A 23,207-nucleotide genomic window follows, 5' to 3' on the forward strand; every position below is an offset into this window, starting at 1 on the left:
GGATAACGCAGTCAGCGGCGCATGCGGCGGAGTTGCTCGTCGTGGCGTCGCACTGCTTCTGCGAGGGTGTTGACCGCGGTTCGCAGCGTCGTGAGCTCATCGGTGAGCGCGGTCATCGGAGTTTCGGGATGCTTGTGGTGCTCGATGATGCTGCGCAGTACGGTGCTGCGATAGATCGTTGAGCGGCTAAGTCCGGTGGCGGCTGCGATCGCGACGATAGTGACCGGCCTGCCTTCGTGGGCCAGGTCTGTGCAGGCGCGTTCGACGAGGTTGATCTTGTCGCGGGCGGTCATCCTGCAGCGGCTTCCGTGTCGGCGATGAGCGCATCGAGGCGGTCCAGGAGCTTGTGGTGACGGTCGGCTTCGTCGATCCACCCTCGGCTTTCGGCGTCGCGGGCAAGTGCTTCGGCGTCGATGCGTTGGGCCGCCAGGATCGGCAGTGATGAAGGCTCGGTGCGGTAGCTGGGGCAGTGACCGCACCGGTGACCGCGCCGCAGCACCAGGTCGGCATGCACCCTCCGGACGCCGTAGGTGCCCCGACTCGCGGCATAGATGTCGATGATCTCGTTCGGCAGATGCGCGTCGGTGATCTCGCGTTCCGTCGGCGGACGCACGGCTATCGCGTCGTAGTACGACGATCGCGGTACCTGCAGGACCCGGCAGACCACCGCCACGGGGAACCCGTCGGCGGCGAGGTCATGGATCAGCCGGGCCACTATTTTGGGAGCACGTTCTCTCGGGCGAAGTACGCCGAGGCTCGTTTGAGGATCTCGATCTCCATCGCCTGGACACGGTTCTCACGGCGTAGACGCGCCAGTTCCGCACGCTCGTCGCTCGTCAGACCGGACTTATGCCCCTCGTCGACGTCGGCCTGGTCCATCCACCGGCGCAGACAGGACTCGCTGATCCCCAGGTCCCGGGCGATCTCGGCGATCGGTTTCTCCCGCAGACGAGCAAGCTCAACAGCTCGGCGCCGAAATTCCGGCGGCTTGGCAGCAGGCATCCTGGACTCCCTCCCGAAGCGATCATCCGCCTCAGATCCGGTGTCCGAAACCCCCGGGACAGCTCAGGAGCCGAGCGCGAGGTCGAGAGGGGGCGGTCAAATGGAGGTCGCCACCGATAACGCAGTACTGTCAGCGCCTCGCGAGCGTCTCGATATGGCCGGAGTGAGCGCCACCGCTCGGGACCAACCCGAGGAGCCTGTCTCACCCTCTGCGCTTTACTGGGCGAATGCACTGGTGCGATGATCCTCCGATGGCATCACCCCAGGGCTTCCTCAGTGAGGAACACCAGCAGCGTTGGGTGCGCGCGACCTACTCAATCCGGGCGTGCGAACTCGCTCTGGACGGTGCGGTCGATCCGATCCCCGCCAGCCTCCTCGCGTGCGCCGATGCGTTGTACCCGTGGGAAAAGGTGTCGGCGTGGTCGCACAATTACCTGTGCGCGGGCATCGAGCACATGCTGCTGTGGGCCGACCTGGTGGCGCCGTACTCGTTCGACGAAGCCCATGTTAATAATGTGCGATACCGGCCGTACTTGCTCATGGGCAGGGCCGGTCTTGAGTCTGGAGCACATGCGGTCTGGCTGCTGGCCGATGTTGACGACCCACGTGAGTGCGTGCGTCGGCTACTGCGGATGATGTACAAGGACTTCGGGTACGAGCGCAAGGCACAGCTGGCTGGGGGATACCCTGTCGAGCGCATTGACCAGCGGATGGCTGACACCGTGCAGCGCGCCGGCGACCTCGGAGCTGGTGCCTCACCGAAGGACAAACCGCCTGGATACGAGGGGCTTGTTCGCCAGGCGGCGGAAACGGTCGGCGGTGACGCCGACCGTTGGTCGTTCCTATGGAACGCGGCCAGCGGAGCGGGGCACGGTCAAAACTGGTTCGGCATGGTCGGCTACGACGTCGAGATCGGTGAGGAGTACGAGCCTGGCCATTTTCGCAGCACACGGATGCCGGACCCCGTCTTCATCACAGAGGTTGTAGAGGCCGCTGCCGCCACCTTGCAATGGGGTGTCCTGCGGTGGCTTCACCTCGCCGGTTACCCGCTGACTCGACTTACTGAGTCGGCTCTGCGTGTGCATGAACGCATGCCGAAAAAGGCCTGAACGACACCTTCCGGCCGACTATCAACAGGGGTGTGAGAGAGCATCGGCATCCGTTGATGTTTTCAGGACAGGATGTCTGCAGCGCGAAGTAGGATCTCGCCGGTGCGGGCCGCGTGTTGCTTCTTCCGACGTAGCAGCTCGTCTAGCAGGATCTTCCCGTCGAGCACCATCGCCAAGTCGTAACCCTCTGCGAGCAGTAACAATCGTCGGCCACCTTCTCCGCTCAGAGCCACGGCGTTGGGCTGGAAGCCACTGATGGAGAGAAACAACCCAAGGGTGTTGTCCAGCTTGCGACGCACTTTTTCTGCGAAAATCGACAGGTCGGAAGTGGTGCTCAGCTCCTGCGTCCATTTTGCCTCCAGGAGGTAGTCGGTTCCTTCGAACGTGAAGGCGCCGTCGATCTGTTCCCCTTGAATGCGGAACGGTCCCTTTACGTCGATGTCGTATAGGGCAAAGAGCCGATTGAGCAGGTTTTCCAGGGCATAGCCACGCGCCTGCGCTTGCTGGGAGTGCATAGAAATGAACTCGGCGTTCAGCTCCGATGTCTCACGTGCGAGCGCCTGTTTCTGCTCGGCGCGCTCCTGGTCAAGGCGGCGACGTTGCGCTGCCGCCTCTGCTTCCGACCGCATAGCGCGGTACGGTCCGACCATGTCCTGAAGGACTCTGAGTGCCGCGATTGCGGACTCATACTTGGCGGCACCGTCATCGAGCCGCTTCAGTGAGGAAGGATCGATCTCAGCTGTTGCCAAGATCAGCGCGACTAGGGTGTCGAAGTACCGGTGCTGGTTGTCAGCGAGCGTAGTGACTAGTTGACGGACGATGGCTCTCTTATACGAACCGCCCCAGTCGAGCTGAGCGATCAGCTCGGGTTCGCCGGTGGCGCTGCGCAGGAATGCTCTCAGATCGTTTTTGAACCAGTAAGCAGTAGCCAAGGCCTCTTGCAGCGGCACAAGCACTGCAGGGGACACCCTCTTCGTAGCCATCAGCACAGTCTAGTTTTATGGGCTGGCGTAGTTCGTCAGAGCTTGCGCACAAAACTGGTGGGTGTCGGCTCGAAGCGGACAAAATCAATGCAATGGGAGCCGGAACCGTGAAGGCAGACGACCGAGCGTGCCTGCCTTCACCCTTGTCATAACGTCTGGTTATCGGTCGGTGCGCCTTGTGGTGACGAGACCCTGTCGGTGGGCGAGGTTGTTGGGTTAGTCCTCTCGGAGAGTTCCCATGTTATTGGGGTTGGCCGGGCACCAAGTTCGTCGTCGCTGCTCTCGCGTCTGATGCCGGCGGTTTGATCAGTGGGTCTCGTCCTAAGGGAGTGCTGACCAGCCTGTCTGGTAACGTCAGCCGCGGAACCGACCGCATCTAGCCGTCCCTTACGGGGATGGGCGGGTGCCAGGGAACCCGGTGAGATTCCGGGACTGGCGCGCAGCGGTGTGGGGTACCGAACCGGCAGGATGCCACTGGACTTTGTCCGGGAAGGCGCCGGGGAGGGTTGATCCCGAGTCCGAATACCTGTCGGTTCCGCGACATCCGAGCGAACCTCGCGCACAGGTTCCGAAGAGACAAGGTCAGACGTGGACTTCACGTATGAGCCCGTCGGCGTGGGAATCAGCACCCTGGCCGAGCGGGCTATCACGACATCACCGGTACCCCACAGATCGCGACCCGATCCCGACGATCCGAACTGGCGCGGTGTCACCGAGCTGTGTGATCCCGCTACTTGGCGGGAGATCGGCCACCAGTACTCGCGCAGTCTGGGGACTGCTCATGCGGCACCCGGGTTGCTGTGTTCGCTTCAGCACTACGCTGGCCGGGCTCTGGGCCTCATGGTCGCGGCGTGGTGCGCGGACGGCACGCTGCTGCATCCGGGTCACGAGCGTTGGTGGGCTCTGATCGATCAGAGTGGTGCCACGCTCGAGGTGTCGCTGCCCGGCACTCCGGTGCTCGGGCGCGAGCAGGATCCCAGCGCATTGGTCGACACTATTCGGTGTCATATGGATGCCCTGGTGGACGCGTGTGGATGCCCTGGTGGACGCGTGCGTCGAGGCCGGCACCGTTACCCGGCGGGCCGTTCTGGGAGGGGTTGCGGCCTCGTGCGCTGGCGCGTTTGGGGCGGCACACCGGACCGCGGGCAGCATGCGGCGCCTCGCGGTTGAGATGGATGCCGATCTGGTGACCCGAGCGTTGTCCGATCGACCTTTGGTGACGATGATCCGGCTGGGTGACCCGCCAATGCTGGTCCACGACCGTCACACGTGCTGTTTGATCCGACTGGGAGCTCAGCGGTCCGAGTGCAACTCGTGCCCCCAGATCCCAGAGGAGCAGCGGCGCGGTCGGCAACAGCGTCGGCGTGAACGCGGCCGGATTGCCACGAGGATTGTCCGATGACCGGCACTGCACTGCGGAGCCGGTCACGGGCGATCGCCGATGACACTTCACCGGCGTTTCGCTCCGCCCGCAGGCTCCCGCCGATCCCACTGGCAATCGTTCTCACTGTGTTGACGGTGGTCAGCGTCGTGAGTTCGGTCGCATTCGGTGCTGAGCACATTCCGGTGGGGGATGTGTGGCGGACGGTGTGGGCGGCCGTGGTCGGGGGTGAAGCTGAGCGTGCACACTCCATCATCATTCTTGACCTGCGGTTGCCTCGTTCGGTGCTTGCCGCGTTGGTGGGGGCGGGTTTGGCTCTGGCCGGGGCGGCGATGCAGACCCTGGTGCGCAATCCGCTCGCCGAGCCGTATCTGCTTGGGGTGTCGGCGGGCGCCGCGGTGGGCGCCACCGCGGTGATCACCCTGGGGTTTCTCGGCGGTCTTGGGGTGTGGGCGCTGTCGGGTGGGGCTCTGCTCGGGGCGTTGGGTGCCACAGTGCTTGTCTACGCGGTGGCCAGTGCCACCGGTGGTCTTACTGCGTTGCGGCTGATCCTGGCCGGGGTGGTGCTCTCGTCGGCGTTCACTGCCGTGTCGTCCTTTCTGGTCTTCATGGCCACCGATTCGCGCTCGGCCGAGACGGTGATGCACTGGATGCTCGGCAGCGTCGCCGGGGCGACCTGGTCGAAGGTGCCTCTAGCAGCTGGTGTTGTGGCGGTGGCCCTCGTGACCGGACTGTTGCTGCATTCGTGGCTCGATGCCTACGCCACAGGTTCGGACACAGCGGCCTCGCTGGGGGTGCCCATCCGTGCTCTGCGGATCGGGCTGTTTCTGTTCCAGGGCTTGCTGGTCGGGGTGCTGGTCGCCGTGGCCGGGGGAGTCGGGTTCGTCGGCCTGATCATCCCGCACGCTGCCCGACTGGTTGTCGGTTCCACTCACCGCGCCATGCTCCCGGTGGCCGCTGCGGCGGGCGCACTGTTCCTGGTGTGGGTGGACGTGGTCTCCCGGGTGGTGGCCGCCCCTCAGGAGATGCCGTTGGGCATCGTCACCGGGATCATCGGCGCCCCGATCTTCCTGCTGCTCATGGGGCGTCGTGCCTACACCTTCGGAAACGCATCATGACCCCGACGAGCGGGGTGCACCTGGTCGCCGACGATTTGACCTGCGCCAGGGGGAAAAGGGTCATCGTCTCCGGTGTCGACCTGGATGTCCCGGCCGGGTCCCGGCTCGCTCTGGTCGGCCCCAACGGTGCGGGAAAATCGACCCTGCTCAGGGTGCTGGCCGGACTGGATGCCCCGGTGTCGGGTTCGGTGACCGTCGACGGGGCCGACGTACACAGGATGCGGTCTCGGCAGCGGGCACGCCTGATCGCTGTTCAAGGCCAGGAGGAAGCTCCCTCGGCTGAGCTCACCCTGGCAGAAGCCGTGGCGCTCGGCCGGACGCCCCACCGCACACCCTGGGCGCTGGGGGAGGAGGGCGAAAAGGACATCGTCCAGCAGGCACTGCAGGCCGTCGGCCTGGCTGGCCGCGGCGAACAGTCCTGCACGCGACTGTCCGGTGGTGAACGCCACCGCGTGGTACTAGCTCGAACACTGGCCCAGCGCACCCCGCTGCTGATGCTTGACGAGCCCACCAATCACCTGGATGCCGCCTGGCGCCTGCGCCTGATGGACGCGCTCGAGGGTCTGCGCTCCACAGTCGTGGCCGCCATCCACGACCTTGACCTGGCCTTGCGCTACTTCGACTCTGTCGCCGTCGTGGACGACGGCCGGATCGTCGCCTACGGACCGCCTCTCCACGTATTCACCGCCGAGCTCCTCGATGAGGTGTTCGGCGTCCACGGCGACATCGTCGCCCACCCACGAACCGGCCGACCGCACCTGCTCATCGGGGACGCGGTCGCCCCTACAGAAAGCAGCACTCACCCATGAACCGTTCGATCATCACGGCAGGACCCGCGCTGGCCGTAACCCTGGCACTTGTTTCCGCATGCGGCTCCGACACCACAGAAACCGCTGTCGGTGACTCCAGAGGGGAGATCACCGTGGTCAACTGCGGTCAGGAGGTTACTTACCCCGAGACTGTGGACGAGTTGTTCGCCTACGACTCGGGAATCATCTCCATCGCCCTGGCGGCTGGAGTCCGCGAGCAGATCACCGCAGTGGCGGCGGCGTCCAAAGACGAGGACCTGCTGCGCCTGGCCTACGGCGAGCAGATTGACGGCCTCAACGAGGTCACTGACACGGGCCCGACCCTGGAGAACGTCGTCGCGGCGCAACCCGACGTCATCTTCGCCGGTTGGAACTATGGGTTCTCCGAATCCCGCGGACTGACCCCGGATGTCCTCGCCGGACACGACATCGGGGTCTACCAGCTTTCCGAGGCATGCCGACAGGCCGAGGGCGAGGTCCAGCGCGGGACCATGGACCCGTGGCAGGCACTCGACTCCGACCTGCGCAACATCGGGACCATTACCGGCAACGCCGAGTCGGGCGCGGCAGCGGCAGACGAGGTGGCCGAGCGGCTGGAGGCGCTGCGTGCCCTGCCCGCCCCGCAGGACAAGCCCACCATCTTCCTCGTCGACAGCACGAGCGACACCATCTTGTCCTCCGGGTCGTTCGGCGGACCCCAGGGGATCATCGACGCCGCAGGTGCGCGCAGCGCCACCGAAGATGTCGCAGATACCTGGACCAGCGTCAGCTGGGAACGCCTCGCCGCCGCAGACCCGGACATGATCGCGTTCGTCGACTACGGCGAACAGACGGTGGAGGACAAGATCGCCGCGCTCAAGGCTCACCCCGCCAGCCGGGACCTCAAAGCTGTGCGCGAGAACCGCTTCGTCAATCTGCCCTACGGCATGTGGGTCTCGAGCCCGCTGAACATCGACGCGGCCGAGACGCTCCGCGCCGTCCTGGAAAAGCACGATCTCGCACCCCAGACAGGCCTCACCCCTGGCCTTGACGTGAGCGCTCTTCGTCTCGGTGGCAACGACTGGCTCTAGTTCTTCAAGGCCGTCGATGGTCGCCGAGAAGGGGGCTCACCTGATCTCAAGAGCACGGTTCGCTCTCGAAAGACCGGGACCCGGGGGGCCATGCCCCTGCCTGCCCTCGCTATGCGATCGGCAGGCAGGGGCGTGTCTTACTTGCTGGTGGCGGGCGTGTTTGCCCTGTTAGTCGCGATGTTTCTTCGTGTGGTCAGTGCCAGGTCGACCGTGATCAGCGCGGACTCGGCCCGCTTGCGGCGCTCGAGCAGCCACTCCGGGAAATAGCTGCCCGAACGCAGCTTCGGAACGGCGACGTCGACGGTCCCGACGCGGGTGTCCAGGGGCCGGTGGCGGTAGCCGTTGCGCCGGTTGGTGCGCTCGGCGGTGCGGGCGTTCCATTCGGCGCCGCACACGCTGTCGGCGTCGGCGGACAGCAGGGCGTTGATCATGGTCTGCAGCAGCTCACGCATCAGATCCGGTGATGCGTCGGAGAGGGCTTGGCCAAGCAGGCCTGCAGGGTCGACAATATGGGGTGCGGTCATCGCGATGACTCCTCGAGAATTCTTTAGACGGTTGACTCGAAGGATCACGCGGTGGCCGCTCGACATCCGTCAACGACACGGATGTCGGAGACGATCTCGGCCACCGAGTTACACCACTCTATGGGGCACTACTACATGAGCCGATCTTAAGCCACGCCCCCCAGCCAGCCTGCCACCGCGTTCGCCGCACCTCGCCCAGTAACCAACCCGGGCCGTGCTACCGGAGGGGCTCGTTTAGTGGACGCCCTGCAAATTGGCTCCGTGCGTATTCGCGCCCGCCGGAGTCTGGCGAAGAGTCCCGCGGAAGTTGTTGGTCGGGCCAGCCGTTCTGAATCCGCGGGAAGCGCCAGCGGCCACACCGTGAAGCGACCCCCGCAGGGCGAAAGGCGCGATAAGTGCCGTGTATGAGAGAGGAGCTTAAGAGGCCCTTCCGGATCCGGAGTGCGTAACAGGGGTTCGCCGGTGATGTGGTGAGGCACAAGATGTAGGGGTCCTGGGGCGTGTGAAGATGCAGGTTCTCACGCCACGCATCGAACACCCCAGGACCCGCTTTGAACGCTACCGCCAGCCTGCTTGCCGACACCATCTGCCGCACCGTTGAGCTCGGGGTGACGATCACCGACGCCGCCGTGTCCGACGAGTTCACGCACCTGTTCTGCGCCCCGGTCACACTGGACCCGGTCTGTGCCGAGTGCGGGATGGCTGGCCGTCTGCGAGACCACGTCCAGCGGAAGGTCACGGATTTACCGATCGTCGGTCATCCCACCAGACTGCACGTACGGGTACCGCGCTTCACCTGCGACAACAACGGCTGCAGCACCAGGATTTTCCAACAACGCATGCCCGCGCTGGCCGAGCCGCGGGCCAAGACCACCCGCCGCTGTACCCGCTGGATCCTGCAGCGTCTGGCTATCGACCGCACCAGTGTGTCCGCCGTGGCCAAGGCGCTGGGGCTGGGGTGGGATCTGGTCAACGATCTCGCGGTCACCGAGACCCGCGCGATGGTCTACGACCAGCCCGGCCACTTCGACGGCGTCCGCATTCTCGGGGTCGATGAGCACAAATGGAAACACGTCCGCGGCGACGGCACGTCCTCATTCGTCACCGTTCTGGTCGACCTCACCCCGGTCGTGGAGGGCACCGGTCCGTCTCGTCTGCTGGACATGGTCCCGGGCCGATCGGCCAAGGTGCTCACCGAGTGGCTCGACGCCCGTGACCAGGCTTTTCGAGACCGGATCAAAGTCGTGACCATGGACGGGTTCGCCGGCTACCACACTGCCGCCGCCAACGCGGTCCCCGAAGCACGCACCGTGATGGATCCGTTCCACGTGGTGCACCTGGCCGCCGACAAGCTCACCGTGTGCCGCCAACGCATCCAGCAGGCCACCACCGGCCACCGGGGCCGCACCGGCGACCCGCTGTACGGCATCCGTAGAACGCTGAACACCCGGTCCGAGCTGCTCACCGACAAGCAGAAGGTCCGCCTGTTCAAAGCGTTCACCGCCCACGATGCGCACGCGGCGGTGGAGGTCACCTACGGCGTCTACCAGCGACTCATCGCCGCCTACGAGGCCTCGGGCAAGCGGGAGGGCAAGATCACCATGTACAAGCTCCTCAAATCGATCCGGGCAGGCGTCCCCAAAGAACTACCGGAGCTCGCGCAACTGGGCCGTTCGCTGTGGAAGCGGCACCGCGAGATACTCGCCTACTTCGACACCGGCGCCTCCAACGGCCCGGTCGAGGCCATCAACGGCCGCCTCGAACACCTCCGCGGAATCGCCCTCGGCTTCCGGAACCTCAAGCACTACATCTTGCGGTCACTGATCCACTCCGGACAGCTCCAGAACCGGATCAATGCACTCTGATTCCGGAAGGGCCGTCAAACCGTTGCTGGTCCGTGCGCTACGGTCGATCTGGCCATACGTCTTGGTGGCCAGGCGACAACGGGCTCGGGTAGACGTCCGTCCGAAGAACGTATGAGGGAGTGGAATAAGGGGGCTCGTACAGTGGGGACACAGACAAAACTGCAGCTGAGAGCTCGGGGATCGGGCCGAGCATGGCTGTTGGGCCCGGCCCTAGTCGCGGGTGTGGCCTACCTTGACCCTGGAAATGTTGCCGTCAACATGTCTGCCGGGGCTCAGTTCGGGTACTTGTTGGTATGGGTGCTTGTTGCGGCGAACGCAGCGGCGTGGCTGGTCCAGTACCTTTCGGCCAAGCTCGGGTTGGTTACTGGGTCGAGCATGGCTGAGCTTCTCGGTCAGCGCATCGCCAACCGGGCATGGCGTGTCCTGTATGGGTTGCAGGCCCAATGCGTCGCGATCGCTACCGATGTCGCTGAAGTCATCGGGGGCGCCGTCGCGCTGTGGATCTTGTTCGATGTCCCCCTTGTTGCCGGTGCTGTTATCACGGGAGTCATCTCCACAGGGCTTCTCTTGCTGCAAGCTCAACGTGGAGCAAGAACGTTTGAGTTCGCGATTATCGGCCTTATGCTCGTGATCGTCATCGGGTTCTGTTACGGCCTGTTCATTGCTCCGCCCGAGCCTGGTGCAGTACTAGGTGGCATGATCCCCCGCTTCGACGGCGCCCAATCGGTGTTGCTGGCAGCAAGTATTCTCGGGGCAACGGTCATGCCGCACGCAATCTACGCGCACTCCTCACTCGCCCGTGACAGGTTCGGTACAGAGAGGACCTACCCGCTTTCCCGGTTAATCAGGGCAACCCGGGTAGATGTGACTATCGCGTTGACGATCGCCGGGTCAGTGAACCTAGTGATGCTGCTTGTGGCGGCATCGGTGCTCCCCGGAGTGGCGGGCACTGAGACTATTGAAGGGGCTCACGCTGCGATCGAGAACACCCTCGGCACGACAGCCAGTCTTATGTTCGCAATCGCGCTATTGGCTTCAGGGCTCGCATCAACTGCCGTTGGCGCCTACGCGGGCAGCGACATCATGGGGGGGCTGTTTCGTACCCGGATGAAACTCCTCACCCGCAGGCTCATCACCATTATCCCATCCATTATTGTGCTAGCAGCCGGGGTTGATCCCACGTACGCGCTGATTCTGAGCCAGGTAATTCTGTCGTTTGGCATCCCGTTTGCGCTGGTGCCATTGGTGTGGCTCACTTCCCGAAAATCCCTCATGGGCGCCTCGGTCAATGCGCGCGAAACAACATTACTGGGCTGGGCGATCGCTGCTGTAATCATTGCTTTGAATGTCGCGCTGGTGGCTCTCGAGACGGGAATTGCCTGAGTTACACCACCCTATGGTGCACCATAGTTGCTGCGGCATGTTGCACCGTCCGGAGGGGCTCCGCGTGGTGCGAACGCGTGGTATGAAACACGAGTCTCGACAACGGTCCGCAGGTGGCGACCTGCTCCACCATTCCGTCATTTCCCTGCGGTCAAGGTGGCGCAAGCAACGAAGCGCAGGCCCGAGATCCACCCACGCGCAGGTCGCGCTGGGGTTGACCGATACGAATGTGGGGAACGGTTCGGTGGGGTACAGAGTTCGCACAATCTACAACTCGGCACCGTTAGCTTGTCATAAGATAAATTATCGGCGTTAACATGCCCGCTGGTTGGAGGGTCTTTGATGTCGCATGGCGGCAAGGGTGATCATCGACGTACTTCGTGCGACTCGTTCGGTCTGAGCCTTAGTTGGCGGCGGAGTAGGCGTCCATGACGTCGGCGGGGATGCGTCCGCGGTCGGAGACGTCGTAGCCGTTGGCCCTGGCCCATTCGCGAATGGCCTTGGTGTCGGCGGAGGGGGTCTTGGTGGTGGCCTTGCGCGCGGTCTTGGCGTTCTTTCCTGTCACGCGGTGGCCGGCCTCGAGGTACGGCGTGATGGCGTCGCGAAATGCCTGGGCATTGTCGTCGCTGAGGTCGATTGAATACTCCTTGCCCTCGAAAGCGAACGAGATGGTGTTCGCGTGCTCTCCGAGATCGGTCCCGTCGATGTCGTCGAGGTACCTGACCTGAAACTTTTGAGCCATCGCTGATCCTTCGTGTTTCGGTGTTGTGTTCTGTGCAGGGTTGCAGGATGCGCCCGGGCGCGAAAGCGAAACGCGGGCACATGTCCTTTTCGCTGCCGACCAGCTCGCGGATGGAAAGGGCAGAGGAGTTCTAGCTTGTGGGGGCGCTTTATCCGTAGTGGTAGCGGCAGGTGGCGATACGGACTTCGGTGTCGGTGACTTTGTAGACGAGTCGGTGCTCGTCGGTGATGCGTCTGGACCAGTATCCGGCGAAGTCGTATTTGAGGGGTTCGGGTTTGCCGATTCCCTCGTTGCCATTGCGGGTGATGTCCTGCAGGAGCAGGTTGATGCGCTTGAGGATCTTGCGGTCCTGTTGTTGCCACCAGAGGTAGTCCTGCCAGGCGTTGTCGTCCCAGACGAGTAGCACGTCAGTCGGCGTCGAGCAGGTCGCGCGCCTGTCCGCGGCCGGACTCGAGCCGCTCCATCGCATCGAGCAGACGTCGGGCGTTAGCCGGTGATCGCATGAGGTGGGCGGTCTCGCGCAGGGACTCATAGTCGTCAAGGGAGACCATCACCACCGGCTCGTGGCCGGCGCGGGTGATGATGACCTCTTCGCGGTCGTTGGTGACCCCGTCGAGGACCTCGGCGTAGCGGGCCCGGGACTCGGTGTAGCTCATCGTCTTCATCTCAACCCCTCCTGTACGCAAAAGCGTACAGGATGCGGAGTCGGTGCTCCATTGTGGCTACCCGCGTGCGGCGCCTGTGTGCAAAAGCCCGGCCGGATGCCCGGCGCGGGCCTGCCGGTGGCCACGCCGGCCCGTCGGCGCCCTGTGACCGCATCGCGGTCAGGTTCCGGCCCGCTGTCTCGCCCGCGGCTGGGGCCACAGCGGCGTGGCCAGAATCTGGCTCTCCCTCGCCGCGCCGGTGGCCCCCGTCGACGGCCAGCTCGCGCCCGCCCCCGGCCCTGAAAGCGCGGATGGCTGGGCCCTGTCCAGCCTCGGTGGTAACGTGGGTAACGAAACGGGTTACCGGTTACCCGTTACCTGACTTGGAGGGCTGTCATGTCGACGTCGGAGAAGATCGCTCGAGCCTATGGGGTACTCGTTGCACGAGGGGACAAGGTCACCGTGCGCAGCGTGCAGCGCGAAGCGGGGGTACGCATCGGTGAGGTGGCCGCATGGATGCGCGAGCACGCCACCGGCGTTGCCGGGGATGTGCCCGAGGCCCCAGATCTGTCGGAGGCAATGTCGGCGATGGTGGCCTCAGTGTGGGCCGCGGCATGGAAGCGCGCCGCCGAGCAGGCGGACGAGGCGACCGCTGTGGCGCTGGATACAGCCCGCGGCGGCGAGGCCGACGCCCTGGAGGCGGCCGAACAAGCGGAGTCGCAACGCGACGAGGCTGTCGCGGTCCGAGACCGCGCCCTCGCCGAGCTCGAGGCAGTGCGCGGCGAGCTCGAGCAGCTGCGCGGTCAGATCGAGACCGCACGCCAGGACGTCGCGATCGCGCGCGCCAAGGCCGAGGAGTCCGACCGGGCACGGGTCCGGGCGGAGGCCACCTCGGACACCCTGCGGGAGGTCCTGGACTCGCTGCGCGAGACCGCTCGCAAGCCAGGCCGGTCGGATCAGCCGGGCCAGTCAGCCAGCCCGCCAAAGCGCGACGCGCACTGACTGTCGGAGGGGAAAGCCACACTGGCAGCGGATCAGGCCGTGAGGCCCGTGTGGGCGCCGCAGCGGAAGTCGCTAGCGACAGGAGTGTGGAATGTGGGATCTGGAGACCGCGCTGCTGGCTACCGCTGTCGTCGCTGGCGGCGCCTTGGCCTTGCCGCCGGTAGCGCGTGGGGTCGGCGGGTTCTGCGCGGTGGTTGGCATGCTCGGTGCCCTGCAGGGTCGTACGTGGGCGCCCACGGTAGCGGCGCTGGGGCTGTTGGCGTGGTTTGTCGGTCATTGGTCGTTCGCGGTGCGCCACGACGAGCACTACCGGTCGCGGATAGCGCTGTGGGTGATCGATAGGACCCCGCTGCGATGGACGATCCCGCGGTACTGGCAGCTGCGCCGACGAGCAGCGCCCCGCTGACACATCTTGGCCCGGGCCGCCAACGACAGATGGCCCCGCCGTCGGCGAGGCCATCTCTTGGGGCGACTGTACTGCAGCCTTCAGAACAGTGGGGGTGTGTCGAGCGGTGCGGCGTTGCCGGATGCCCGTGCGTAGGCGACCGGGTCCCAGCCGTCTGCCACGGCGTCGCGGACGGCCAGTGAGCGGGCCTGGCGATCGTGGCGCTCGGCCAGGCTGCGGATGATCCCGGTGCGGCCACAGGCCACCGCGTAGAGCAGGTTCGCCGACTGAGTGGAGGCGATGAGATGTCCTGGATCGACGCGCACGCACAGCGGTTCGTTGCAGCGGTGCTCGCCAATCGCACCGGCGTCGAGTTCGCCGGCGATGACAAGTGCGAAACGGTGGGCGTACTCGGTGCGGCTGACCCCACCTGATCGCCAACTGATGACCGGCAACCGGTAGGTATTCGAAGTAGGTGCAATACAGGCCGTCCCCGGCGAGTGCAGAACGCTGCCCACCTCAAAGCAGAGGGGCTCTGGCCACCATGGAAACCCTCAGTTTTCAACAGTTCGTTGACAACACGATGTTGGCATTGTCATGGTTGCGGCATGAGCCCTGTCATTCCGAACGAATTCGATGAGCTGAATGAGGTGGACTCCGCGCGGCAACGGCTGGGCAAGTCCGGTGCCGACCAGCTGCCTCCGCTCCCCTGGCTGCCGCCAGGAGCCATGCCCGACGATGTGACCTTGCTGCGGTTTGCCATGTGGCGAGCGAACTCAGCAGTTGGCGATGCTTCTCACGATGATCTTCGTGCGGCTCTGACACTTCTAGAGTCGGCACGAGCTGACCTCGATGCGCTCGAAGCAGGTTTGATGTTGATCGCGAGGGCAGAGGGACTGACCTGGCCCGAAATCGCCAAGCAGCTGGGAGTGAAATCTCCGCAGGCAGCTCAGCAGCGCTTTCAGCGGGTGTCGACTCGCGCCCAGGCCGACGACGTCGTGGAGCAACCAGAATGACAGCTGAACGATCCGATTCGTGGCAGTCCCGAGAAGAGTTGCTGGTGCTTCACGGGGTCCGCCTCGCCGGGTTCGCGGACACTGAGGCGGTCGCTGACCGCGTCGACCTGCCAGTCAGCATCGTCGGTGACACTCTCTGCGTCCTCAACAGGCAGTATCTGATTGAGCGTATGACGTTCGCTGACTCCGGTGGCTGGATTCTTACCGAAGCGGGCAAGTGCCGCGACGGCGAACTGCTACAGGAAGAACTTGAGGCGTCCGGCGCGCGACTCGTCCTCCAAGCCACGGCTGACAACTTTGAGACCAGCGTCAATCCCCGCCTCGTCCGGGCTGTGACCGACTGGCAGCTTCGCTCTTCCGCTGAGCGTACGGAGCGCGGAGTCGAGGTGCTGCTGGAGCTGACGGCCTTAGCCGATGCTCTCAGCGACCTCATGGCAGGCCTGGTTGGCCGGCTGCCGCGGTTCAGCCGGTACCCGCGGCAGTTCTCGGCGGCCTTGCACAAGGCTCGCGCGGGTGACCATCAGTGGGTGGCCGGCGTGGGCCGCCTCTCCTGCCACATCGTGTGGGCAGAACTCCATGAGGACCTGCTGTCCAGTCTTGGCCGCGACCGTTCCGCGGAACCCCATCAAGGAGGACGGTAATGGCCGCTCGCACTATCTATCTCGTGCGCCACGGGGCAGCCGACGCCTGGGGCCAGTTGACCGACGAGGGCCGGGCACAGTCCCGATTGATCGGCCAGCGACTCGCCCGTTTGCCCATCGACGTCGTGTGGCATTCCCCGCTGCCACGGGCAGTCGAGAGTGCCCGGATCATCGCAGCCGAGATGCCGCGCGTCCTGGTCGACGAGGCTGCCGAACTCGTCGACCATGTCCCGTTCGTCCCTGACCGCGAATACCTCTCACCCTCATGGGTGGGATTCTTCGACGGCTATGACCGCAGCGAAGCCGATGCCGGTCGAAGGACCGCAGACGGCCTGGCGGCACGGTTCGGCACGCCGAACACGCGGGCACAGCGCCCGACCCACGAGGTAGCCGTGACCCACGCGTACCCGATCGCCTGGATGGTGCGCGATGCACTCAGTGCCCCACCTGCCCGATGGATGTCGCTGGCCGGTGTCGCTAACACTGGGCTCACGGTGATCGAACACACCGACGGGGAACCCCCTGGCGTGGTGATGGTCAACGACATGTCTCACCTGCCCGCCGAACTGCGGTGGACAGGCTTCGCCGGCGGGAGACAGTTGTGAACATCGTGGACCTCGTCGACGCCGATCACTCGACCGCCGGTGGCAAAGCCGCCCCCTTGGCCGGGCTGACACGGGCTGGCTTCAAAGTACCTACCGGTTTCGTGGTGCCAGCAACCACCTACCGAGGCGCGGCCACGGCACTTGGCCTCACCGAACTCTCCACCGATCACGCCGAAGAGGCTCGATCACGAATCCTGCGCTCTCGCCTCCCGGACGGCGTTGTCGATGACGTCTCCCGGGCGTTGGAGCGCATCACCGACGGGGCGCCGACTGACTACGTGGCCGTGCGTTCATCCTCGATCGCTGAAGACAACGCCCACGCATCTGCCGCAGGACAGCATGACAGCTTCCTCGTCCTGCGCGGAGCCGAGCAGGTATGCCAGGCGATCCTGAAGTGCTGGGCCTCGCTGTGGACCGACCGCGCTGCCGCGTACCGAGCCCGCCAAGCCTGGCAGGCACCAGTCGACATGTCCGTGCTCGTCCAACGGCTCGTAGATGCCAGCGTCTCCGGGATCATGTTCACCGGCACTACCAGCGTGATCGAAGCATCGTGGGGCATCGGAGAACGGCTCGTCGCAGGACACGTCACTCCCGATTCCTGGCGCGTCAAAGACTCTGGCATCGTCGAGCGCCGGCTAGGACTCAAGGCCGAGCGCACCGACCGCTACGACGGGCATCTCGTCACCCGCCCCACATCCGCGGCAGAGCAGAAGGAGCCCTGTCTCACGGACCGCGACGTTCTGCGCTTGCACGCCCTCGGCAAAGAGGTCTCCATCACGTTGGGTGGTCCCAGAGACATCGAATGGGCCATCACGGACGACACGACGTGGGTCCTTCAAGCCCGACCCGTGACCGCAGCCGTCCCTGACTCCACAGCACTGCCCCCGATGGCCTCCGGCAATGCCACCCTCACCGGAGAGCCAGCCAGTCCAGGACTGGCTTCTGGCCCCGTCCGCCTGGTCCGCGGACCGGGCGACTTTCCCAAGGTCAAGCGCGGGGATGTGCTGGTCTGTCGCCACACCGATCCTGCGTGGACTCCGCTGTTCACCATTGCATCGGCAGTGGTGACCGAAATAGGTGGAGTGCTCTCCCACGCAGCGATCGTCGCCAGAGAAGTCGGGATACCCGCCGTACTCTCAGTCCCACGAGCGACCGAACTCCTCACCTCTTCCTCCGTGGTCACCGTCGATGGCAACACTGGCCAGATCTCGCTGTGAAGAGGTCTACTCTCCCGAGCGCACACGATGAGGGCTCGTTTGATGTGGTTACCACAGTGACCAGGGGCGGCCCGCAGCGATGGCGGCGCTGATGCGGTGTTCGATGGTGTGTGCGAGTTCGCCTGCCGCGAGTGCGCTGCGGATGCTCTCAGCGATGGTGCGGGAGAGCCCGTCTGGTCCGCGGGTGTCGGCCAGGGGGCTGCCCGGGCCGTGTCGTCGTGCGAGGTATTCGGTGCGGTTGTCGGTGGCGGTGCCCAGGCGTAGATGGTCGGGGTTGGTGCAGCCGGCGTAGTCGCAGCGGTGGCACAGGATGGGGTCGGTCAGGGCGCTCCAGCCGAGTCGGTCAATGATCCCGTGCGTGAGTTGGTAGGCGTACAGGTGTGCCGGGACGGTGCCGCGGCGGGAGAGCCCGGGAAGGCTGGCTGCGCGGAAGGAGCCGTGCCCGGTGGAGGAAATCGCGCCGATCCAGGGCCAGCATTGGTCAGGGCCGCGGCGGTAGCGCTTGTTCTCGAACCGATGCCGGGTAGCGGGGTCGGTGAGCCAGACCCGCCATAGTGCCGCTGGGGTGCGCACTGGTCGGGGGTCGCCGAGCAGGGAGAGCTGCTGGGTGTCGGTTCCTACGGGTCGGGGGAACAGGGCGGCGGTCATCGGGGCCTCGAGTGTCGGGGAGCTGTTACCGGGTGTGGCGAGGATAGGTGTCGACTCCGACATCAGTCGTGGTCGTCGAGGCGTGCGGCGAGGTAGACGCCTTGGTCGCGGGCGGCAAGGGCTCCCCAGCGCAGGGCCGCGGAGATGGACAGGCCTAGCAAGTCGGCCAGCACGGATGCGGGCAGGTCGGAGGCTAGTGCCAGTAGTGCGCCGCCGCGGGCCGCGCGGGCGTCGAGGCCGAGGTCGCGGCCCAGGAGCTGGGCCAGGCGGCCAGGGCTGAGGTGGGTTGCGTTGCGGCCTGGGAACAGCCAGGTCGGGGTGTTTGTGGGCCGGGGGTCGTCGGTGGGTAGGGGCTGACCTGCGAGGTCACCGATCAAGGCGGCCAACGCTGGTGGCAGCAGAACCGGATGATCGCGAAGTGACAGGTAGGTGTCGCCGCCGTCGGTGGTGATGTCCTCGGCGCTTAGTGCGGCGATGCGGGTGAGGTTCTGGCCGAACAGCAGTACCAGAGCGCCGGCCACGCGCAGGCGTAAGTCGAGTGCGGAGTCGGTGAGACACCGGCGCAGCAGCTGCCAGCGGGTGTGCTCGTCGAGGACGTGCCCGGGAAGTCCATCGGTTCCCAGCCAGGGCACCTCGAGGTCTGTTGTCAGTTCTCGCTTGTTGGTCCAGGTCAGAAAGTCGCGCAGGCGGCGCCGGGTGGTGGTGCCTTGGTCGAGCCAGCAGTCGACGTCTTGCTGAGTGGCCTGGGCGAGGTCGGTGCCGCGGGCGTGGAGCCAGTGCAGGAAGTCGGTGGCGCATCGGATGCGGGTGCGCGCGTACTTTGCTGCGGACGGGCTGTTACCGCGGACGCGGCGCAGGCGGTGGATGACGTGCCAGCTGGCGTAGGGCTGCAGTACGACGGCGATGTGGGGTGGTTGGTCGGCGAGCAGGGTGTCGATCCACGAGTCGAGGTCGTCGACGGTGTTATCGCGTGAGGGCAGGACTTCGATAGCGATCAGAAGCCGCCGCAGATAGCGGGTGCGACCGGTCTGGGGCCTGCAGTCCAGACTCGCGTGGGTTAGCTGTTCGTTGTCAGTGACAAGCTCGGTGAGCAGGGTTAGCCAGCTGCGCCGACTTTCGAGCAGGAGCGCGGTGCGCTGGGGTGAGTACATCTCCAGCAGCAGGGCCCGCACCTGCTCGGTCTGCCCGCGCAGTTGCGGGTGACTGCAGATCAGGAGCTTGTCGATTCTGGTGGCGTTGCGGCAGCCAAGGCAGTCGGTGGTGGTGACCAGAAGATCGATGGCTCCGCAGGAGCGGCAGTACCAGTTTCTGTGCTCTCCCGAGCATGGGCCGCAAATCGGCTGGTCGCGGTTGTCGAGTCCGGCTTGGGGGCGCTGGTGGCCGCAGGAGGCGCAGTCGATCGGGTTTCGGCGTAGCTGGTGGCAGCACGATAGACAGACCGGTCCCAGTGGCAGGGTGATCCGCACCGATCGGGTGAGACCACAGACTGCGCAGCGCTTTTTCGCCGCGGGCGACGCCCGCCGGTGGGGACGTTGCCGTGCGCGGCACGACGAGCAGATCGGTCGCCCGCTGGCTACGCCCCTGTCGCAGGGTTTGACCTCGCCACAAACGGTGCACTCGACGCTCGGTGGGATGTAGCAGCGGTAACAGATCCACTGGTCCGGCCGGGCAGGATCGCGGCGGGCATGCGATGTCGAGCGTCGGCATTGGTGGCAGGTGTGGGGGCGCCTGAGGTGGTAGCAGCGGGAGCAGAGCGGCCCAGCGTCGGTGATTGCGTGGGCCGGCTGATCGGGTCGGCCGCAGGCGCTGCAGGTGTACAGCCTTTTCGGCCCGCAGCTCTGGCACACCGGTTGCCCGTCGATGCGGTAGGCCACAGGCCGGGGTCGGTGGCACCGCGAGCACGGAGGTCGGCGATCGGGGTCCGCGCGCAGACAGCGGGCGCAGAGCACGCCGTCGTCCTCACGAGCTACGGGCACCGAGAGTGTTCCGCATCGCCGGCACGGGGTGCGGCGGGAGGCGTTGTAACAGGACATGCACCAGCGGCCCCCGCCTGGAGCGCAATACCGCAGGCGACGTTCTTGTCCGCAGCCCGCGCAAAGGGGCGGCGTGCTCGTTTCGGTCGGCAGTGCCGCGATCTGGTCGAGCAGTCGGTGCAGTCCTGGCGGCGGGTCCTGCGAGTGAGTGCGGACGGCTTCGGGATGCCGGCGCACGTAGTCGAGTACGCCCTGGAGTTCGTCCGGTAACAGTTCCGTGGCGGTGATCGCGGCGCGGTGTGCTGTCTTGGTGTGGTCGGGGTGGAGGAAGGCGAGCACGGTCGCCAGGGCGGCCGTGGGGTCGGTCATGAGCTTGTGGGTCGGCGGATGGTGGTGCGCCGCACGGGCGGGGCGTGACCTGTCTCGGTGGCGCCGGCGGGTTTGGCCACCGAGACGTCGGCGGTGGTGATTTCGATGAGGTCGGAGGTGTCGACGTCAAGGATGTCGCACAGGGCTGCCAACACGTCCAGGCTCAGGCGTTGAGGGGTGGTGGTGACCATCCGGTAGACCTGTTCGCGGGACAGGTGGATGCCGCGTTCGGCCAGCAGCGGCACGAGGTCGCTGGTGGCGAAGTGTCCGCGTTCGGCCATCAGGGTGCGCAGGTGCCAGGTGTAGCTCATCTTCTTGTTCACGGGCTCTCCCACAGGTCGGGGTGGCGGTTGAGGGATCGGCGCAGCAGGCGGTTGCGGTACTCGTCGGACACGCCGGTGTAGATGGCGGTGGTCGCGGCGTAGGAGTGGCCGACCTGGGTGGAGACGAACCGTTCGGGGTAGTCGAACTCCACCAGGTGGGTGACGTAGGAGTGGCGCAGGCAGTGCAGTTTCAATACCGGGTCCAGGCCTGCCGCGTCGCGGGCGGTGGTGAACGCGTCGTCGATGCGGCGCAGTGAGATGCGATCCGAGCGTTCGGTAACCCACAACGCCGGATGGCCCCGGCATCCGAGTAGCGGCCGAACTTCGGTCCGCCAGTGCTCCAGGACCGGCACGATCCAGTCCATCTCCGGGACAGTGAGCACGGTGCGGCGTTTGGCTGTCCCTCCCCTGCTTGCTTTGCCGAACCGGACGAACAGGGCACCGTAGTCGCGGTAGCACGGGGTGGTCGGGTTGTGTCGCAGGTCGGTCACGTCCAGCCCCCACGCTTCCTGGCGGCGAAGCCCGAACGCGTAGATCATCTTGAGCAGCGCGGCATCACGCTGTGCGGTCAACGCTCCCTTACGCCCGGTCCCTGGGATCGCTTCGGCGCGACCGTCGGCGGCATCGAACAGCGCCTGCACTTCGTCGTAGCTCAGTGGTCGTCGGCCGGGTGCGCCTTCGTAGTCGGTGGTGTGGACGATGGTGTTCCACTCGTGCAAGATCTGCTGCGGCACAGTGTCGAAGAGTTGCTGGCACGTGCCGATCCAGCCGTAGCGGGGATCGGTGATGTAGGTCAGGAACATCCGGATGGTGATCTCGTACATCCGCGCGGTGGACATCGCGATCGGATGCGCCGCTTGTCGGCGGTCGGAGATGAACGCCTCGGCGTCCGTGCATGTCCAGGACCACGGGTACTCGTTGGTGAACACGGCGAAGCGTCGGATCAACGCGAGGCGTACGTCGATGGTCTGAGCTTTCAGGAAGCGGGAACGCTGTTGCATCGCCCAGCCGTCGAGCATCGCCTCGAACACCGCAGGTTTGGCGTCGAGGAATGTCACGCCGTCCGGCAGGACATAGCGTGCGGAACCGGGGAGTTCAGCCCTCATCATCATGTTGTATACGATGCAACATCGAGTCGTTTAATGCAATGGCTAAAGTAGAGGTCAACTGACGCCCATGTGAGCGGGAAGCGCGTTTTGGTGATCGGCCAGCGGGTTCACTATGACGTCGAATAGCCGACCAGATGCAACTCCGCGCGGTTCCTTCCGTAGCCATCGGAGATTGCTCCGGTCCAGATCCAACAGCCGCCGGCGGGCGCTTTGACAACGCGGGACCAGAACGCGGTGATTGCGGCGCTGGTGGGAGGCAGTGTTGGATCATACGGACGCGACCGTCTCACCGACGTGTGGGACCCCGTCCCGAGGTCCATTCCGGGCAAGGGAATGTCGACGCCCCCGGGTCATGGTGGGGGTCAGTGATCGTGGGCACCGTTGTTGTCCGACTGGGAGTCCTCACCGCGAGCGTCTGCGTCGATGGAGGAGTCGGGCGTTGTCTCAGCGGCTTCGCCGTCGGCACGGTCCTTCGCGGCGCGGATCGCGGCGCCGACCTCGCGGGCGGACAGTCCAGTCATCTCGGCCAGATCGGACTGGGCGACGCCGAGGTCCTTCAGCTCGATCAGCGCCTCCCCCAGGGCGGCTTCGGCGTCGGCGCGGGCGTCGATCGCGGAGAACACCGCCACGAGCTTGGACTCGCGCTTGCGCGCCCGATCGAGCTCGTCGGCCATCGCCTGGCGGGCGCGGGCCCGCGCGGTCTGGGAACGCGAATCAGTCTTCGTAGCAGCCATGGCCCAAACCCTAAAGCACGCCTACGACACCCGCGAGCGCCAACCACTCCCCCACCCGACCACCGCGGTGCTCATTACGTCCCCGCCTGAGACGCCACCACCGTGCCCAGCCCCCACACTCGCTCCCGCTTGTTTAAACAGCCACAAACAGCCGCACACAGTAGGCACTTCGAGTGAACGATGGGAACCTGCTGGTCACAGCACCGTGCGCTGTGACGCATAGACGCGCAGATTCGGTCCGCATACGCTGGTGGTGTGATGAGCCTTCGAGCCGTACACGCGGGCACTGGATACCAGTACCTGCTGCGCTCGGTCGCCACTCACGACGCCGACCCGCAGGGCATGGCCCTGTCGGACTACTACGCCGCCAAGGGCACCCCGCCGGGACGGTGGATCGGGCGCGGACTGGACGGTTTGGACTCGGAGAATGCGACCGCGGGGGCGGTCGTCACCGAAGCGCAGATGGCGGCCCTGTATGGCGAGGGCCTGCACCCAGATACCGACCAGATGATGGCCGACGGCCGCGGTCTGTCGTCCTGCAAGCTCGGCCGATCC

Annotated in this window: 26 protein-coding genes, 1 pseudogene and 1 riboswitch; of the genes and pseudogenes, 13 read left to right on the top strand and 14 right to left on the bottom strand. The window is 65.5% G+C overall.

What is annotated here, in order from left to right; genetic code table 11:
• Positions 1 to 11 precede the first annotated feature (11 nt).
• Genes CK206_RS18835 through CK206_RS18845 form a run of 3 tightly spaced genes read right to left on the bottom strand, consistent with a single transcriptional unit; the run spans position 12 to position 1,002 of the window.
• Positions 12 to 293 carry a DUF6262 family protein gene (locus tag CK206_RS18835; protein WP_061230110.1) on the bottom strand — a complete coding sequence of 94 codons (282 nt, stop codon included), beginning with the start codon at positions 291 to 293 and terminating at the stop codon, positions 12 to 14.
• On the bottom strand, positions 290 to 715 hold the full coding sequence (locus CK206_RS20205; RefSeq protein ID WP_204649519.1) for an IS3 family transposase: 426 nt from the start codon (positions 713 to 715) through the stop codon (positions 290 to 292). Before CK206_RS20205 ends, CK206_RS18835 begins: the two co-directional genes overlap by 4 nt.
• Complete coding sequence (locus CK206_RS18845; protein ID WP_061230111.1) at positions 715 to 1,002, bottom strand: transposase; 288 nt, start codon at positions 1,000 to 1,002, stop codon at positions 715 to 717. Before CK206_RS18845 ends, CK206_RS20205 begins: the two co-directional genes overlap by 1 nt.
• A gap of 251 nt (positions 1,003 to 1,253) precedes the next feature.
• Here CK206_RS18845 and CK206_RS18850 point away from each other — a divergent pair, with 251 nt between their 5' ends.
• The gene (locus CK206_RS18850) at positions 1,254 to 2,111 is read left to right on the top strand and encodes a hypothetical protein (RefSeq protein ID WP_070719741.1); all 858 of its coding nucleotides are present in this window, start codon (positions 1,254 to 1,256) and stop codon (positions 2,109 to 2,111) included.
• Positions 2,112 to 2,173: 62 nt separating this feature from the next.
• On the opposite strand, the gene CK206_RS18855 is transcribed toward CK206_RS18850, so the two are convergent.
• A complete protein-coding gene (locus CK206_RS18855) occupies positions 2,174 to 3,094 on the bottom strand; it encodes a hypothetical protein (RefSeq protein WP_070719742.1) in 921 nt (306 codons plus the stop codon).
• A 364-nt stretch (positions 3,095 to 3,458) separates the two neighbouring features.
• Positions 3,459 to 3,643: riboswitch (cobalamin riboswitch) on the top strand.
• Between the two features lie 960 nt (positions 3,644 to 4,603).
• Between CK206_RS18855 and CK206_RS18860 the strand changes: the two genes are divergently transcribed.
• From CK206_RS18860 to CK206_RS18870, 3 genes are read left to right on the top strand one after another with little or no spacing between them, the layout of a single operon-like run.
• Entirely contained in the window at positions 4,604 to 5,593 is a 990-nt protein-coding gene (locus tag CK206_RS18860) for a FecCD family ABC transporter permease (protein WP_371607173.1), read from the top strand.
• Positions 5,590 to 6,402 carry an ABC transporter ATP-binding protein gene (locus CK206_RS18865; protein WP_096907629.1) on the top strand — a complete coding sequence of 271 codons (813 nt, stop codon included), beginning with the start codon at positions 5,590 to 5,592 and terminating at the stop codon, positions 6,400 to 6,402. The genes CK206_RS18860 and CK206_RS18865 overlap by 4 nt, the downstream gene beginning before the upstream one ends.
• Positions 6,399 to 7,472 carry an ABC transporter substrate-binding protein gene (locus CK206_RS18870; RefSeq protein ID WP_096907630.1) on the top strand — a complete coding sequence of 358 codons (1,074 nt, stop codon included), beginning with the start codon at positions 6,399 to 6,401 and terminating at the stop codon, positions 7,470 to 7,472. Before CK206_RS18865 ends, CK206_RS18870 begins: the two co-directional genes overlap by 4 nt.
• A 206-nt stretch (positions 7,473 to 7,678) precedes the next feature.
• Here CK206_RS18870 and CK206_RS18875 read toward each other — a convergent pair.
• Positions 7,679 to 7,996 (bottom strand): annotated as a pseudogene (locus tag CK206_RS18875) (transposase); the annotation flags it as partial.
• A gap of 551 nt (positions 7,997 to 8,547) precedes the next feature.
• Here CK206_RS18875 and CK206_RS18880 point away from each other — a divergent pair.
• The gene (locus CK206_RS18880; RefSeq protein ID WP_096907631.1) at positions 8,548 to 9,861 is read left to right on the top strand and encodes an ISL3 family transposase; all 1,314 of its coding nucleotides are present in this window, start codon (positions 8,548 to 8,550) and stop codon (positions 9,859 to 9,861) included.
• 111 nt (positions 9,862 to 9,972) lie between these two features.
• Complete coding sequence (locus CK206_RS18885) at positions 9,973 to 11,244, top strand: Nramp family divalent metal transporter (RefSeq protein ID WP_070720780.1); 1,272 nt, start codon at positions 9,973 to 9,975, stop codon at positions 11,242 to 11,244.
• Between the two features lie 403 nt (positions 11,245 to 11,647).
• On the opposite strand, the gene CK206_RS18890 is transcribed toward CK206_RS18885, so the two are convergent.
• From CK206_RS18890 to CK206_RS18900, 3 genes are all read right to left on the bottom strand, one after another.
• Positions 11,648 to 11,986, bottom strand: coding sequence for an Lsr2 family protein (locus tag CK206_RS18890; protein ID WP_096907576.1), 339 nt, complete (start codon positions 11,984 to 11,986; stop codon positions 11,648 to 11,650).
• Positions 11,987 to 12,134: 148 nt separating this feature from the next.
• Positions 12,135 to 12,392, bottom strand: coding sequence for a Txe/YoeB family addiction module toxin (locus CK206_RS18895; protein ID WP_061228632.1), 258 nt, complete (start codon positions 12,390 to 12,392; stop codon positions 12,135 to 12,137).
• 1 nt (position 12,393) lies between these two features.
• Positions 12,394 to 12,651 (bottom strand): type II toxin-antitoxin system Phd/YefM family antitoxin, encoded by a 258-nt coding sequence (locus tag CK206_RS18900; RefSeq protein WP_017836490.1) that lies wholly within the window; start codon positions 12,649 to 12,651, stop codon positions 12,394 to 12,396.
• Between the two features lie 375 nt (positions 12,652 to 13,026).
• On the opposite strand from CK206_RS18900, the gene CK206_RS18905 reads away from it, so the two are divergent.
• Both CK206_RS18905 and CK206_RS18910 read left to right on the top strand, forming a co-directional pair.
• Positions 13,027 to 13,632, top strand: coding sequence for a hypothetical protein (locus tag CK206_RS18905; protein ID WP_096907577.1), 606 nt, complete (start codon positions 13,027 to 13,029; stop codon positions 13,630 to 13,632).
• A gap of 91 nt (positions 13,633 to 13,723) precedes the next feature.
• Positions 13,724 to 14,038, top strand: a complete 315-nt coding sequence (locus CK206_RS18910) for a hypothetical protein (RefSeq protein ID WP_096907578.1) — start codon at positions 13,724 to 13,726, stop codon at positions 14,036 to 14,038.
• An 80-nt stretch (positions 14,039 to 14,118) separates the two neighbouring features.
• On the opposite strand, the gene CK206_RS18915 is transcribed toward CK206_RS18910, so the two are convergent.
• Entirely contained in the window at positions 14,119 to 14,472 is a 354-nt protein-coding gene (locus CK206_RS18915) for a hypothetical protein (protein ID WP_254050719.1), read from the bottom strand.
• Between the two features lie 153 nt (positions 14,473 to 14,625).
• Between CK206_RS18915 and CK206_RS19815 the strand changes: the two genes are divergently transcribed.
• The 4 genes from CK206_RS19815 to CK206_RS18930 are packed head-to-tail and all read left to right on the top strand — an operon-like array spanning position 14,626 to position 17,496.
• Positions 14,626 to 15,033 (top strand): hypothetical protein, encoded by a 408-nt coding sequence (locus tag CK206_RS19815; RefSeq protein WP_143337784.1) that lies wholly within the window; start codon positions 14,626 to 14,628, stop codon positions 15,031 to 15,033.
• Positions 15,030 to 15,674 carry a transcriptional regulator gene (locus tag CK206_RS18920; protein ID WP_143337785.1) on the top strand — a complete coding sequence of 215 codons (645 nt, stop codon included), beginning with the start codon at positions 15,030 to 15,032 and terminating at the stop codon, positions 15,672 to 15,674. The genes CK206_RS19815 and CK206_RS18920 overlap by 4 nt, the downstream gene beginning before the upstream one ends.
• Complete coding sequence (locus CK206_RS18925; protein ID WP_096907545.1) at positions 15,674 to 16,279, top strand: histidine phosphatase family protein; 606 nt, start codon at positions 15,674 to 15,676, stop codon at positions 16,277 to 16,279. The genes CK206_RS18920 and CK206_RS18925 overlap by 1 nt, the downstream gene beginning before the upstream one ends.
• On the top strand, positions 16,276 to 17,496 hold the full coding sequence (locus tag CK206_RS18930; protein WP_096907546.1) for a PEP/pyruvate-binding domain-containing protein: 1,221 nt from the start codon (positions 16,276 to 16,278) through the stop codon (positions 17,494 to 17,496). The genes CK206_RS18925 and CK206_RS18930 overlap by 4 nt, the downstream gene beginning before the upstream one ends.
• A 48-nt stretch (positions 17,497 to 17,544) precedes the next feature.
• Here the strand turns inward: CK206_RS18930 and CK206_RS18935 are convergent, their stop codons facing one another.
• The 5 genes from CK206_RS18935 to CK206_RS20565 all read right to left on the bottom strand — a co-directional run bounded on the left by CK206_RS18935 (position 17,545) and on the right by CK206_RS20565 (position 22,652).
• Entirely contained in the window at positions 17,545 to 18,144 is a 600-nt protein-coding gene (locus CK206_RS18935; RefSeq protein WP_096907562.1) for a hypothetical protein, read from the bottom strand.
• A 62-nt stretch (positions 18,145 to 18,206) separates the two neighbouring features.
• Positions 18,207 to 19,610: a hypothetical protein gene (locus CK206_RS18940; RefSeq protein ID WP_143337779.1), complete on the bottom strand. Its 1,404-nt coding sequence runs from the start codon at positions 19,608 to 19,610 to the stop codon at positions 18,207 to 18,209.
• An 872-nt stretch (positions 19,611 to 20,482) separates the two neighbouring features.
• Complete coding sequence (locus CK206_RS18945; protein WP_096907548.1) at positions 20,483 to 20,809, bottom strand: helix-turn-helix transcriptional regulator; 327 nt, start codon at positions 20,807 to 20,809, stop codon at positions 20,483 to 20,485.
• Positions 20,806 to 21,915, bottom strand: a complete 1,110-nt coding sequence (locus CK206_RS18950) for a tyrosine-type recombinase/integrase (RefSeq protein WP_371607152.1) — start codon at positions 21,913 to 21,915, stop codon at positions 20,806 to 20,808. The genes CK206_RS18945 and CK206_RS18950 overlap by 4 nt, the downstream gene beginning before the upstream one ends.
• 365 nt (positions 21,916 to 22,280) lie before the next feature.
• Complete coding sequence (locus CK206_RS20565; protein ID WP_254050714.1) at positions 22,281 to 22,652, bottom strand: hypothetical protein; 372 nt, start codon at positions 22,650 to 22,652, stop codon at positions 22,281 to 22,283.
• A gap of 258 nt (positions 22,653 to 22,910) precedes the next feature.
• Between CK206_RS20565 and CK206_RS18965 the strand changes: the two genes are divergently transcribed.
• Positions 22,911 to 23,207, top strand: a 297-nt coding sequence (locus tag CK206_RS18965; RefSeq protein WP_254050723.1) for a relaxase domain-containing protein, incomplete at its 3' end; no start/stop codon positions are given.

It is taken from the genome of Dietzia sp. WMMA184, from assembly GCF_002441635.1.
GTDB classification, from domain to species: Bacteria; Actinomycetota; Actinomycetes; order Mycobacteriales; family Mycobacteriaceae; genus Dietzia; species Dietzia kunjamensis.